The organism is Autumnicola patrickiae (assembly GCF_031846525.1).
In the GTDB taxonomy this organism is placed as follows: Bacteria; Bacteroidota; Bacteroidia; order Flavobacteriales; family Flavobacteriaceae; genus Autumnicola; species Autumnicola patrickiae.
On record NZ_JAVRHM010000006.1, the window covers coordinates 159,369 to 173,725 of the forward strand.

The following is a 14,357-nucleotide window of genomic DNA, read 5'->3' on the forward strand; positions in this document are numbered from 1 at the left end:
GTAACTAGAAGTTATTGCATGTAATCAATACTAAAATCCAGAACTTAACCATAATAGTAAAAAACTATTCGCCATGCGTAAAAAGTTCTTCTTGTGACTTTTCTACATTCATTTCATCTTCCTTTAAAGTCGCTAAATAACTCACCAAATCTCTTATCTCTCTCTTAGTGAGGAAATTCCTCATATCAGGCATACTCGACGGAGAATTTTTTCTATTAACAATATCTTGTTTCGTGACTACAGTATCAGGTTTATTCCCCATTTTTATGGCAAGACTCATATCATTTTCTGCCTCCAGTACACCGGTGATATTTTTCCCATTTTTAAGATCTACTGATACTATTCCATATCCTGGAGCAAGCTCTTTACTGGGATTTATTAACGCCTCCAATATCTGCTGCCGGGATAGCCTTCCTGCCACACCATTTATGCGTGGCCCTGCGTTTCCACCAAAATCATCAAAGGAATGGCATTTCATACATTGAGCTGTTTGATGTTGAAAGAAAAGTCTTTCTCCCTCCTGCTCATCTCCTCCAAACAAACTGCCTTCAAAAGATGAAAGCATTGATTCAGATTCCATATCTATTCTTATGCTCTCATAACGGCTTTCTAATATTTCAGAATGAGTACGTTCGATTGCATCAGCTAATTCCAGATGAATTTCAGGTGCAAGCTCCCCCTGCTCCATCTGATCCAGTAGATCTCCAAAGATATCCCCGGAGTACTCTACAGGTAAACTTCCAAGGGTAAGAACTGCAGCCTGCTTTTCTTCCGAACTCCTTTTTTTTATAATCTCAGCAAGTAAACTGGCTGTTAACTCTTCAGATACTTCCTGTGTAGCCAATAACTCCAGCCCTTTTATTCTTACTGATTTTTCGCTATCGGAAATAGCCTGCTGGATAGCTTTGTCTAAATTTTCCTCCTGCATCATAGCCAAAGCAGTTAAGGCAGCAACTCGCACGTCCGGCTCTCCATCTTTTTGTAATAAATCAAAGAGATGAGAGGAGCCTTTTTTGATATTCAGCTTTGCAATTGCCTGAACTGCACTTATGCGTAAAGATTTATCACTATGGCCAAGTAACTTAATTAATGGTTCCGCAGCTTCTTTTTTGATCAACGAAGGATTGCGTTCTGTCACACCTCTATACCGGCCATCCACCCTATCCAGAACAGATGGTTTAGCCCAGGTACTTAAGGCCTGGACAGCTTCTGCTTTCATAGCCACCGGAGCATTTGTTTTCTGGGAGTAATTAATAAGATTGTACATGGCTTCTTCAGTTCCAACCCGTAAATTGGCATTAATGGCACGTCTTATTAACGGCTCATTGGAAAATTTCGTTCTCTGAAGTACATTTCCCAGTGCCGGCAACGCTTCTTCAATAGAATAATCATCATTAATAGCCCTGGCCACTTCTGTCACAATAAACTCATCCTCATCATCAAGAAAATTTGCAATCCCGGGATGACTAAGTCTTCGCAATGCAAGTACAGCTCCCATCCTTACAGCAGGTGATATGTGATACGACAAAGCGACAACAGGATCGGCTTTTCCTATTCGGGCTAGCGCCAGACTTGCGGCGTGACGTATATAAGCATCTTCATCATTATTCGTTTGAAGTAATTCAATTATAGGCTGGATGGCGGGTTCGTAAGAAATTCTTCCCAATGCTTCCGCAGCAAAAAAACGGGCTCTACTATAGGTATCCTTTAAGAGCGGTAATAATTGATCCCCTGCTTCTTCATAACGTATATCTCCAAGCCATTTTGCTGCCTGCGCCCTAATCTCAGGATCTTCATCCTTCAACAACGGCAATAACAGTCTGGCATATTTTTTATCCTCCCGGGCCAGCTGGCTTATACCCCATATGCCATGAACCCTGGCTAGTTGATTTCCTTTCTGAGTGATACTCTCTTTAAATTCCTCAATCCCGCTCGAACCTCGTTTAGCCAATTCAAACTGCGCTTTTTGTCTTACCCTCATGTCTGGATTCTTTAAAAAGTCGCCCAATTCGGTTTCCTTAACAGAACTAAAATCTGCCGCCAGCAATTCTTTTGTTAGCTGACGTTTTGGACTTGACGCATCCTTTTCGTTATCAAGTTTCCAGATTCTACCATGATTTTTAGTATCCCAACCTTCCAGCCAGTCAGCTACATAAAGAGCACCATCAGGACCAAAATCCATCCCTGTTGGCAGTATACCCTTTACAACCATTTCACTTTCCCCGAGCTCGAAAGAAGCTCCTTTAGGATTCAGCTTAAAAGCATGTATACCAGATTGGGCTGGATTACCAACAAATTCTGCTACAAAAAAGGTATTTTTCCACTTTTCGCCCAGGGCTGTTCCAGGGTTATATGTCATGCCGGATGGGCCACTTATGTAATTAGCTATGGCAGGAGTAATATATGCTGCCTGCCCTTCAAACCGTGGTTTAAAAAGTTCTTCATCCATCCATACTTTGTAAGTATTATTATCTGGATCCCTGTATTTCCCGAACTGCCAGTTTATCCTCCATCCCGTGTCAGATCCATTCACGATATATACCAGCCGTTCTTTTTCTCCGGGATGATCTCCATCATTATCTACACTTATTAAATTTCCATATTCATCAAAAACAAATTCATGTGTATTTCTCACTCCCATTGCAAATACTTCAAAATCACTTCCGTCTGGATTTGCTCTAACAATTACTCCCCGGTTAGGATATTTCCACTTTTTACCGTCAGGTCCTTTTCCATTAAATCCAATATCCCCTATTCCCCAATAAATTTTACCGTCTGGCCCCATTTCGAGACCAGACATTCCATGTCCTCCAAAACCTATATGTACGCCATAACCATGAGAGATCGAAGTTTTCTCATCTGCTACCCCATCTCCATTTGAATCTTTTATTCTCCAAAGATCTGGTGCTACTCCCACGAACAAATCATCACCATTTATTAATACAGCACCTGCAACGTCAGTAACCTCATCATTAAAATCTTCTACAACCAGTTGAGACAAATCAGCCACGCCATCTCCTGATACATCTTCGAGACGATAAACGTTCTCTTTCTCCACAGTCATATCTTTCCAATCGTGGGAACCATCGCCATTAAGATCTGGTAACCACTCATTTTTACTACTATTTTCAGGAGATAAAGTTGTGTGTAGAAACTCCCGCTTGTCTTCTATTGTTTGCATAGAAATGGATGCAGTTTCCCAATCCTGATGGGTTCTTATATCAAATTCAGAATTTTTTTGCCTATTAGTCCTTGTATAAAACAAGTGCCCCTTATCACTAATATCTATACCGATAGGATCGGCCACAAGAGAATCGACTCCCCATATCTTCAGGGTAAGACCATCAGCAATTTCAGGATTAATTATATCTTCAATATTTTTGGCTAACTTTGCTGCCTCGTCAGGATCCATTTCCTCTATTCTTATATCAACGGGATCTCCCCCACAGCTTAATAAAATAAGAGCGAAAAAAATATTTAAGCAAACCACCTTGTGGTTACTATGAATACAGAAACTGCTGGATTTATTCATTAATTTTTTTCACATATGAATATGAAAAAGACTCATATTCTAAAATTAGATATTATTTATTTTCAATCAATATTTTTCCTCAGATAAGAAAATATTGCAGAACATTAGTAGATGTTACTTCTGTACCGGGGAATAATCCACTACGAATACGTCTTCCACAATCTCCATCTCTCCAATCATTTCCCCGAATTTTTGATGCTCGGGATGTGGCAGATAGGAATCTCTTGCTTTAGCATCTTCAAAGGTGAACAAATAGACATGAGTAAATCCCTGGTTTTTATCTTCCGGACTGTTATTAATCCCATGCTCAAAGGATACAATACCTGGAATCTTGTTCTCCAATTCCTCCAAAGTATCTGTTACCTTACTTATCTGATCATCAGTAGCAGTAGGTTTAAACTTAAAAACAACTATATGTCTCATTTGTTTTTCTGTTGAGTTTTCACAACTTAAAATAGTGGATAGAAGGCAGACTATGAGTATAGCCTGCCCTATCCTTTTTATATTTTTCATATCTTCAGGGTTGCTGCCTTGAAAGAAATTTATTTATTGACCAGAAGCTTGAATTCCAGCCGGGGTGCCAGCCCCTTTTATTTTTCTGTTTCAGATATGGATAACGTAAATTCTGGCATACGCATTACTTTACCACCTTCTTTAGCTGATTCATGAGCCACAATCCCAACACAGGTAATATTTGCAGATTGCCGTGCATTAGGATAAGGATCTTTAGAATTAACTAAAGCATCAACAAACTCATGAACCAAATGAGGATGAGATCCTCCATGACCAGCTCCCTGTGTAAAGGATAAATGCTGCTGTTCATCAGAGTCATACACCCCTCTGGTGGTGAAGCGCTGAATAGGTTCTGGTAAAAGATGAGCATAATCAGGACATTGCACTTCCTCAGGAATTTCTGGTTCAGGACGTTTTGCTGTGTGTACCACAAGAGGATTGCCCTCAATTAACGGCCACTCAACTGATTTCTTCACTCCGTATACTTCAAAACTTTCGCGGTACTGCCTGGCCACATCAAAAAGAGAACGATATACCTGTGCACTAAGATCTGAATTTCGAAATTTGATATGAGTCGTCTCCACAGCATATGGAGAATTATAGTGTGAGTGAAGTTCTTCACTTATAGTTCCTGATCCAAAGCAGGAGACATACTCGGCCTCAGCTCTTGTTAATCCAAGAACGGGACCAACACAATGAGTAGCATAATGCATAGGAGGCAATCCGGGCCAGTAATTTGGCCAGCCTTCCATATCCTGCTGATGGCTTGCCTTTAAAAATTGTACTTTACCTAATTCTCCTTTTTCATACAATTCTTTCATATAAAGAAATTCACGAGCATAAACCACAGTCTCCATCATCATATAAGTGAGGCCTGTCTTTTCGGTTAGCCGGACAATTTCTTCGCATTCATCAAGTGTAGTTGCCATAGGAACCGTACAAGCAACGTGTTTTCCTGCTTTAAGCGCCTTAATGGATTGAGAACCATGATCTGGAATAGGAGTATTTATGTGTACAGCATCTATTTCAGGATCCTTTAATAATTCGTCATAATCGGTATATCTTTTGTCTATTCCAAAAGCGTCTCCAATTTCGTCTACCTTACTTCGTGTTCGCTGGCAAATAGCGTACATTTCAGCATTGGGGTGTTTCTTGTAGATAGGTATGAATTCTGCACCAAAGCCTAATCCGACAATAGCGATCTTTATTTTTTTCTGACTCATAAGTTGTAAATTAAGATTTCAATATTATTTAATAAATAGGAGAAGGTCTCGTTTCTGTAGCAGCGGCTAATTATCTTCAGTACTTTCTGACCATTTTTTTAGAAACTTATAACCTTCACGGGCAAAACTGTCCTGACTTGGAGCAAGAGGCTTCCAAATACATACAGCACCAGCCAATTCTTTCACTTCAGGCGTAAAACTCTCTATAGAAACTACTCCATGGTATCCAATGGCAGATAAACCGCGTTTGTAATCATCCCATCGTGTCTGTCCCGTACCCGGCGTGCCACGATAATTTTCAGAAACCTGCACATGTATTAATTTATCACCTGCCTGTCGTATTGCTTTTTCGATATCCGGTTCCTCAATGTTCATATGGAATCCATCTAATAGCACCTTTGCGGCCGGATGATTAATATCTTTTATTAAACGCATAACATCGCTTGCTGTGTTCACTAAATCTGATTCAAATCGATTGAGAGGCTCCAAAGCGATTTCCAAGCCCTGACTTTCTGCCATTTCACATACCTTGCGAAGATTAATGACAGCCCGATCCCATTCTTTCTTTTTTTGATCTACAGATACGAGCCTTGCTTTACCTACAGAAGAATACATAGGCCCCCCAAAGAATCCTGTATCCAGACCTGTACAAATTTTTAAGCAGGAGTTTACGTAATCAAAACTTTTTTGGTGATAAGAAGGATCATCATGAGTAAAATCACGTTCCGGTCCAAACGCCCCGCAAACCACCGCCTCGAGTTCATGCTCATCTAACTCTTTTTTTACTGCCTTCACATCTATTAATGCGGGATCTTCTACCGGGATCTCAACTACGTCATACCCCATTTCTTTAATCTTCGGAAAAAGCGCCGTTGACTCAGTTGTAAAAGGTGAATCCCACAACCAGGTACTTACTCCTAATTTGATGTTCATTTTATTTTTTTCAAGATTCATTCATTAGTTATTTAAAAAACAGATTTTGAAAGAATATTCTTTTAGGATGAAATTATTCAACAACCATAATACCATTCATAAGTCTCCAGTGTCCGGGAACTGTACATATATAAGGATACTCTCCCGGCTTATCCGGAACTGTAAATGTTAGAGTTACCTTACCTTCTGGATTTACTAATTTGGTCGCTGCAATCACCTCAGGCATTTTTGGAACATATTCCTGCTCTGCTCCATTGGGATCTCTGGCCAATACATCTGCAGCTGCTCCTACTTTTTCAAAGCTTCCAGGTATTGCAATTACAAGGTTATGCTGCATGAAATCAGGGTTTTCAAAAACAATAGAAACTTTCTGTCCAGCTTTTACTTTAAAAGATTCCTTTGAAAATTTCATTTCATGCTCCACAACTTTCATATTAATAGTTACCGCTTCTGAATCAAGATTGGTCTTAGGTGCAGGAGTGCTTTTTTTAACAGGTGTTTTATCAACAGGAGCTTCAACAGCAGCTTCAACGGTACTCTCAGAAGCTTTCTTTAACTCCAACACACCATCCCTGTCCAAGTCGCCTCTAAACCAAAACCTGTCAGGATACTCGCCAATCTTGTTTTCGTTATCCGATCTACCAACACGAACGTCTCCTGAAATTAAAGCTTTTGAGAACAGAGAAGGAGCTTTTGCTTCAGCTACTGTTTCTCCATCAACATCTACACTCATTGACCCTCCCTTAGAAAGTCTGGCGATCAGATTAAACTTCTCTTTAGGTACAACAGTTTTTGAAATTGCTTCGTATGTCTTTCCATCCTGTTTTACCAGCCAATGTAATTTACCATCGAGAATATAAAGACTGTAGCCGTTATTATTATCCCCCTGTTCTACTATTACGCCGCTCATGTCTTCATCATCGGAACGTTCCACAGAAGTTCTGATTATAATCTCTTTCTCCGTCACGTCAGGCGGAAATGCAATTGGCGAACGCCTGTCAAGCTTATAACTCTCCTGGCTCATACTTTTCATAAGCCTTTCCGACAAGCTTAAAAGAGAGTCTGCCTTTTGCAGATTAGCTCTCTCCGGGGCAGCAGCCCGAAAGTCTTGCTCATGGGCAAGAGCTGCAGCAAATAGAGCCTGTGGAAGATACTCATCCCTTGTATTTTTCTCATTCAAACTTGCTCCATATATCACCTCTCCCACTCTGCGGGAACTAGGCATTTTAGAAATAGCCAGGGCGGCAGCCAACCTGGTTTTCATGTCAGCATCATTAATGACATCTGCACCTATAATTGCTTTTAGAGAACGCTCATTAGCCGGCAGTACTTTAATAGCATTTTGTCTTACTCCGGCCGCAGGGTGAGACAATGCTTTTTCAACCACAAATAATGCCTGGCGATTAGAGCCATCCAAAGCTCCAAGGCCGTGGAGGGTCCATAAGGCATGAACTGCCGGGCTGTTTAAACCAATCTCATCAACATTTTTATCATTGATAAGAGCATAAAGATCTGGAATAACAGATTCGATCTTAGATTCCACAATTATTCTCTGAGCAGTAAGACGCCAGAACATATTATCATTTTTTAAAGCAGCTACAAGTCCCTCAGCATCATTTTTACTTAGTTGCATAGGAGCAACAGGTTTGGCATCCTTGTATACAACACGATATATACGGCCATGCCCACGATCTCGCAAAGGGTTTATATAAGCATTACCTTCTCCGTTTTCGAAACCACGAGGTGTAGGATTATGCTGAATGATAAAATTATACCAATCGGCTACCCATACTGCTCCATCCGGTCCAACTTCAGCGTGTACAGGTGAAAACCATTCATCTGCACTAGCCAGTAAATTAAATCCATTCTCTTCAGTATAACCGGCACCTTTTTCTTCAAGGATAACCTGATGTAGCACACGGCCAGTAGGTTCACCTACAAATGCAACACTATTCCAATACGATTTAGGATAGTTCCTTGCAGTATATAAATTATGTCCCGCAGCAGCAGTGTAACCACCATGATAATCTACCTGTCTTAAATAGGGTGTAACATGAGGCATATCGTAATGCGAGTCTACCCTATATACCGGACTACCCGCTCCTCCTGCTATTACTCTTTTCATAGACTCATTAGGCATTGCAAGATATGCACTATGTAAACCATTAGCAGTGGAAATAAAGACATCAAATTCTTCAGAAAAGCCCAATCCCCAGGTATTATTACTGGTCCTGGCTAAAAATTCAAGGTTTTCTCCGTCTGGATCAAATTTGTAAACCCCCTGACCAAAAGACATCTTCTTGCCGGAAACAGTCCCATCAAATCCGGAATAACCCAGGACGCCCCATACTTTATTATCCAAACCATACTTAAGATTAGATGGACCGGCATGTGTGTCTCTTTTTCCCCATCCGGTAATTATTTTCTCTCTAACATCGGCCTTATCATCTCCATCGGTATCTTTAAGGAATAGAAAATGAGGTGCCATAGAAACAATTAAACCTCCATTGGCAAAAGCCAAACTGGTGGGTATATTAAGTCCATCCGCAAAAACTGTCACTTTATCTGCCTTTCCATCACCATCCGTATCTTCCAGGATTTTAATTCTGTCATTACCTTCTCCTGAATCGGTCCTTACTTCATTAGGATAATCTACGGTTTCAATAACAAATAAACGTCCTTTCTCATCCCATGCCATAGCAATCGGATTAATGATATCAGGTTCAGCCGCAAAAAGCTGAAGCTCGAAATCAACAGGAACCTTTGTAAGTCGTTGTGACTCTGCGGGAGAAAGAGCCCGTTGAAATTTTGGTGCGGGATCTCTCCTTTCATAATTAGGAATATCAGCATCCTCAAACTCAGGAGTAGGTATATCTAATTTTGCTAATTCTTCCCTTGCTTTGTCATTTACAGCCCAAAGCACTCCATTTGCAAGTAGCTTATGAAATTCAGGTTGTGCCCAAGTATTTTCATCATGTCCATAGGCAGTATAAAAAACCTTTCCTTCACCCTGTTTTCTTGCCCACGTCCACGGCTCACGATGATCTCCCTCCACACGTTCCATTAAAACCGTCATATCCGGGTTTATTTTGTCATGAACGTAGGTTTCATCTTTTGTCTCAAATTCAGATATACCCTGCATTACAGGATGTTCTGGATTTACAATTGGTGCGGTAAATGCTCCATACTCATGTGACTTGAATTGCGCTCCCACTGCCTCCACATACCAGTCAGAATTCCTGAACATAAAAGAGGCACTGTGAATAGGAATTAACCCCTTACCTCCCTCAACGAAAGTTTTTATGGCCGCTTCCTGTTCAGTAGTAATGTTGTCATGATTTGCATAAATCATAAGACCATCATACTTTGAAAGATTTTCAATGGAGAGATCCTCAGGATCTTCAGTATAGGATAAATTGATACCCTCCTGAAACAAGGGCATGGCCACCATCCCCGCAAACTTTTCAGAATTGTGAAGCTCCCTGTCATGACCTAAAAAAAGGATTTCCACACGTCCCGGTTCTAATTTACCGTGATTATCTTTCTTTTGGGAATCTTTAATTCCTCCTGCGCAAGCAGCTAAAAGAAACAGAAGGGCTCCAAAGCAAATCTGCTTTAAAAAATTTTTCATACTCGTTAAATAAAGGAAAATTAGGGTTGTTAAATCGAACTAAAACGTTTTCGCACAACGATTGCATTCTTCACATATATATAGTTATAACCTAATCAAATATTTTTAGATTACCCCAAGGCTAGGATGTAATCTAAAAAATATTTAATAAAAATGAAATAAAATGAGTTATTCAACAATGAATTTGCCCTTCATTATTGCATAATGACCAGGAAAGCTACAAATAAAATCGTATGTCCCCGCTTCAGGAGCATTAAATTCAATAGTCGCAGATTCTCCTCCTCCAAGAATTTCTGTATATGCTATTACTTGCTCCCCATCTTCGGGAATATAATTGTTATCAGCTGCCTGCATTGCTTTTTGTCCAAAAGCATTTATATCTGTTCCCTCTTTCAGTAAAACAAAATTATGTCCCATAACTTTTTCATCCATTTCCCCTGTATGAGTTAAGGTAAGTTTCACAGTACTTCCTGCTTTAACTTTAATCTCATTTTTATCGAATTGCATTTGATCACCAGCCGAAAGAGAAACTTCAATCACTTTTTCCTCATCCGAAGCTTGCGACTTTACTGTCGTAGTACTCTCTGTGGAATTAGTATCACTAATGGTATATTGCTCCTTTTCTTCTTTTTTCTCTCCACAGGCTATAATTGCCAGTACTGCCAATAACAAGAGAGCCTTATTATAATTTTTCATTTCTAAAATTTAAATTAATTCAATTATTTCAAATAGGTAAACGTCCTGAACCTTTTTCACCAATATATTTCATAAAGTTCAAAATCGAATTTTAATACTAATACTATTCTATTTTTAAGTGTACGTAATACATTTCCAAATTAATTAAACTTTTCTCATAAAAGCAAATAATTGATTAGATATATAACAAACTGAGTCTACCTATTCCCATTTTATATTTTAAAGCACCAAATTTTTAAATACCGATAAAAACTAATTAAGCATTTAAATGCAGTACTCCTGAAAGTTTAGATAAATGAAAATTTCTCTCTTTTCATACCAATGTATTCTCCTTTCCTTCTTCCAGAGAAAAGCGATTAGTTGTAAAAATACCAGGCACGAGTGAAAAAACAGCACCCTCCATTTCGCTTCTTCCTCAGAAATGGCGGAATCACTCCACTCCGGATTCCACAGATTAAAAATTACCAAAGATCTGAAAAACCATGTAAATCTTGAGGTTCCGCGGTTCCAAGTGTTTCTTAAGAGTAGATTTCCCAGAATTAACTTCTTTTTCCTTATAAAGCTAAGTGCTGAGAATGAAAGTCCGCACAACCTACTGTCGTGCTCTTTTATAATTTCCTCCCAAAGCTTTGATTGAGCTAAGCTTTCCGGAAAACAAAAAATCCGCAAACACTTAGTGTTGCGGATTAATTCTGTGACCTTGCCAGGATTCAAACCTAACTTGCGCATCTTAGAACTAGAAAGGTTTCCGTTGAATCATATCTTCAAGGCAACCATTTAGGTATCTTTAATTTTGAACTAATTTGTGATATTTTGACTTCTATTCTTTAAAAATACATAATATTTCATCTTAAAGTATAATTTATAAGGTTAAAAATTAAGACACTTTTAAAAAAGGAGAACTAAAATGGATTATTAATGATTAATAGAAAAAAATTCATTTTTTTTCCTGTTATATTGGTAGTTTTTCGCCCACCATTTATAATTTTCAGCTAAGGCTTTTATACTATTACATATAAAATGTATTTCAGAATTTGAGGTTGTTGGATGAACCGATATCCGAATCCATCCAGGCTTTTCAAAACTATTTTCATTTTTTAAATTCTCACTTAATTCTTGAGATTTTGTTTGATCTATACCTAATAAATAATGTCCATAAGTACCAGCACAAGAACATCCTCCTCTTGATTGTATTCCAAAAAAATCATTTAACAATTTTACTCCCAAATTATAGTGCAGACCAGAAATTGTAAATGAAATAATAGGTAGTCTTTCTTTTTGATTTGCGGCTAAAATTTTAAGATTTGGAATACTCTCAAGCATCTTGAATAATATATTCACCTGATCTTTTTCACGTTCCATAATCTCTTTGACCCCCATTTCTTCTTTTAATTTCAAAGCATAAGCTATTTTTATGTTTTGGAGAATACCTGGTGTACCACCATCTTCTTTTTCCTCAATTTCGTAAATATACTCACGACCCCCCCATGGGTTCGTCCAACTAACAGTACCTCCACCTGAATTATCAGGTATTATATTTTCATATAGATCTTTATTAAAGAGTAGAACCCCGTTTGTTCCAGGCCCTCCTAAAAATTTATGAGGAGAGAAGAAAATAGCATCTAAACCGGCCTGTGGATCGTTTGGATGCATATCTATATTCACGTAAGGAGCAGAACAGGCAAAATCAACAAAGCAATATCCATTTTCTTGATGTAACAACTTTGCTATTTCATAATACGGAGTCTGGATTCCAGTGACATTTGAGCAAGCAGTTATAGCTGCAAACTTTCTTTTTCTTAACTTATATTTTGACAAATAGTATTTGAAATTTTCAACTGAAACCATTCCATTCTCATCGGGAGGTACTACGATCACATCACCTATTGTTTCTAACCAACTGGTGTGATTAGAATGATGCTCCATATGGGTAACAAATATTATAGGTTTAAGCTCTTCAGGAATATTTATATATTGCTTTAAACCTTCAGGAACCTTAAGTCCTAATATTCGCTGAAACTTGTTCACAACATCGGTCATACCATTACCAGAAGTAATCAAAATATCCTTATCACTAGAATTCACATGCTTTTTTATTATTGCTCGTGATTCTGAATATGAATTTGAAATGAGATTAGCTGTATAAGTAGATTCACTATGAGTATTAGCAAAAAATGGTGCTATTTCTGCAAGTAATTTTTCTTCTATAGGCTTATATAATTTACCACTGGCAGTCCAATCAGCATATATAATTTTTCTTTTTCCTTGTGGACTCTCAAAACACTGGCCTAAACCAATTATTCCATTTCTGATTTTTTGAAAATGAGTTTCTATTTGATTCATAATGTCCACTATTATTTGATTGAACTTCTTGTTATTTAATAAATTGAAAGTTGGTAAAGTCCCAAATTACCGGTAGAAAAAGGTATATTAAAATACTTAAAACAATTATTGAAAAAATATTCAACCAAATTCCTGTTTTCATCATATCAGAAATTTTAAGATGACCTGAACCAAAAACTATGGCATTAGGAGGGGTAGCTACAGGCAACATAAAAGCACAAGATGCTGCAGTAGTAGTAGCCACTAATAATAAAATTGGGTTAATTCCCAGGCCGATAGCTATTGGAGCAATTATAGGTAAAAGCATTGCCGTAGAAGCTGTATTCGAGGTTACTTCGGTTAAAAAATTTACGAGGGTAATTAAAATTATAATAAGAAAAAACAAAGACAATTCCTGGAATAAAGTGATTTGCAAACCAAACCATTCTGCTAAACCAGTTTCCTGAAAACCGCTTGCAAGGGCCATCCCTCCTCCAAACAATAACATTATTCCCCAAGGTATAGTCAGGGCATCATTCCAATTTATTATCCTTTTACCATTTCTTGCAGGTAAAGTAAACAGCAAAATACCTGAAGCCATAGCTATTATAGTATCATCAAGGGCGGGAATTATGTCTTGCCATAAGAAAGAACGTGTTATCCAAAAAAATGCAGTCAGAATAAATACTGAAAGAATGATTTTTTCCTCTTTTTTAATTGGACCAAGTTCCTCCAATAAATTAGCAATTTCTTCCTTCCCCCCGGGAAAATCTTTCCTTTGAAATTTGAACGAAACTTTGGTTATATAAAGCCAGCTAAAAAATAATAAGATTATTGAAATAGGAAGGCCAAATTGAAACCATTGCCAAAATGTGATTTCTATATTATATGCTTCATCCAAAAAGCCGGCAAAAATGAGGTTCGGAGGAGTCCCAATTAAGGTGGCTATACCACCAATTGAAGCTGAATAGGCAATACTTAGCATTAATGCTTTTCCGAAAATTTTATTTTCATTTTGAGCGGTATTAGGATTATCTTCCAATAATGTGATAATTGACAACCCCATGGGCATTAGCATTACTACAGTTGCGGTGTTTGAAATCCACATTGATAAAAATGCTGTAGCAATCATAAAGCCCAATATTATTCTATTAATATTAGTGCCAATTAAATTTATAATATTTAAAGCTATCCGTTTATGAAGGTTCCATTTTTGAATCGCCGTAGCAAGCAGAAAACCTCCCATAAATAAAAAAATATATTTATTCCCATAGGAGGCAGTAGTAGCTGATAATTCTAGCGAACCAGTAAGAGGAAATAATACGATGGGAAGAAGAGCAGTTACACTTATTGGAACAGCCTCTGTAACCCACCAAATTGCCATCCATAATGTAATCAAAAGCATTTTATATGCTTGCACAGGAATGCCATCGGGAGGATTTAGGACAAGGATAAAAAATATCAGAGGAGCTAAAAGAAGAAAGAATTTTTTTTTAGACATACCTAT

At 38.1% G+C, this 14,357-nt stretch carries 8 protein-coding genes; all 8 read right to left on the reverse strand.

The window, feature by feature from the left end; all coding sequences use genetic code 11:
• Positions 1-64: 64 nt before the first annotated feature.
• The 8 genes from RM549_RS07315 to RM549_RS07350 all read right to left on the reverse strand — a co-directional run bounded on the left by RM549_RS07315 (position 65) and on the right by RM549_RS07350 (position 14,351).
• A complete protein-coding gene (locus RM549_RS07315) occupies positions 65-3,532 on the reverse strand; it encodes a HEAT repeat domain-containing protein (RefSeq protein WP_311683272.1) in 3,468 nt (1,155 codons plus the stop codon).
• A 114-nt stretch (positions 3,533-3,646) separates the two neighbouring features.
• Positions 3,647-4,045: a Dabb family protein gene (locus RM549_RS07320; protein ID WP_311683274.1), complete on the reverse strand. Its 399-nt coding sequence runs from the start codon at positions 4,043-4,045 to the stop codon at positions 3,647-3,649.
• A gap of 77 nt (positions 4,046-4,122) precedes the next feature.
• Positions 4,123-5,268, reverse strand: a complete 1,146-nt coding sequence (locus RM549_RS07325; RefSeq protein WP_311683276.1) for a Gfo/Idh/MocA family oxidoreductase — start codon at positions 5,266-5,268, stop codon at positions 4,123-4,125.
• 66 nt (positions 5,269-5,334) lie between these two features.
• A complete protein-coding gene (locus RM549_RS07330; protein WP_311683278.1) occupies positions 5,335-6,201 on the reverse strand; it encodes a sugar phosphate isomerase/epimerase family protein in 867 nt (288 codons plus the stop codon).
• Between the two features lie 73 nt (positions 6,202-6,274).
• On the reverse strand, positions 6,275-9,832 hold the full coding sequence (locus RM549_RS07335; protein ID WP_311683280.1) for a PVC-type heme-binding CxxCH protein: 3,558 nt from the start codon (positions 9,830-9,832) through the stop codon (positions 6,275-6,277).
• A 168-nt stretch (positions 9,833-10,000) separates the two neighbouring features.
• Complete coding sequence (gene azu / locus RM549_RS07340) at positions 10,001-10,528, reverse strand: azurin (protein WP_311683282.1); 528 nt, start codon at positions 10,526-10,528, stop codon at positions 10,001-10,003.
• A gap of 915 nt (positions 10,529-11,443) precedes the next feature.
• Positions 11,444-12,871: an aminotransferase class V-fold PLP-dependent enzyme gene (locus RM549_RS07345; RefSeq protein ID WP_311683285.1), complete on the reverse strand. Its 1,428-nt coding sequence runs from the start codon at positions 12,869-12,871 to the stop codon at positions 11,444-11,446.
• A gap of 31 nt (positions 12,872-12,902) precedes the next feature.
• The gene (locus RM549_RS07350) at positions 12,903-14,351 is read right to left on the reverse strand and encodes an SLC13 family permease (protein WP_432264705.1); all 1,449 of its coding nucleotides are present in this window, start codon (positions 14,349-14,351) and stop codon (positions 12,903-12,905) included.
• Between the last annotated feature and the right edge of the window lie 6 nt (positions 14,352-14,357).

Coding starts and splice junctions, on each gene's coding strand:
- azu (WP_311683282.1), bottom strand. CDS start 10,528: ATGAAAAATTATAATAAGGCTCTCTTGTTATTGGCAGTACTGGCAATT.
- RM549_RS07350 (WP_432264705.1), bottom strand. CDS start 14,351: ATGTCTAAAAAAAAATTCTTTCTTCTTTTAGCTCCTCTGATATTTTTT.
- RM549_RS07335 (WP_311683280.1), bottom strand. CDS start 9,832: ATGAAAAATTTTTTAAAGCAGATTTGCTTTGGAGCCCTTCTGTTTCTT.
- RM549_RS07320 (WP_311683274.1), bottom strand. CDS start 4,045: ATGAAAAATATAAAAAGGATAGGGCAGGCTATACTCATAGTCTGCCTT.
- RM549_RS07315 (WP_311683272.1), bottom strand. CDS start 3,532: ATGAATAAATCCAGCAGTTTCTGTATTCATAGTAACCACAAGGTGGTT.
- RM549_RS07330 (WP_311683278.1), bottom strand. CDS start 6,201: ATGAACATCAAATTAGGAGTAAGTACCTGGTTGTGGGATTCACCTTTT.
- RM549_RS07345 (WP_311683285.1), bottom strand. CDS start 12,871: ATGAATCAAATAGAAACTCATTTTCAAAAAATCAGAAATGGAATAATT.
- RM549_RS07325 (WP_311683276.1), bottom strand. CDS start 5,268: ATGAGTCAGAAAAAAATAAAGATCGCTATTGTCGGATTAGGCTTTGGT.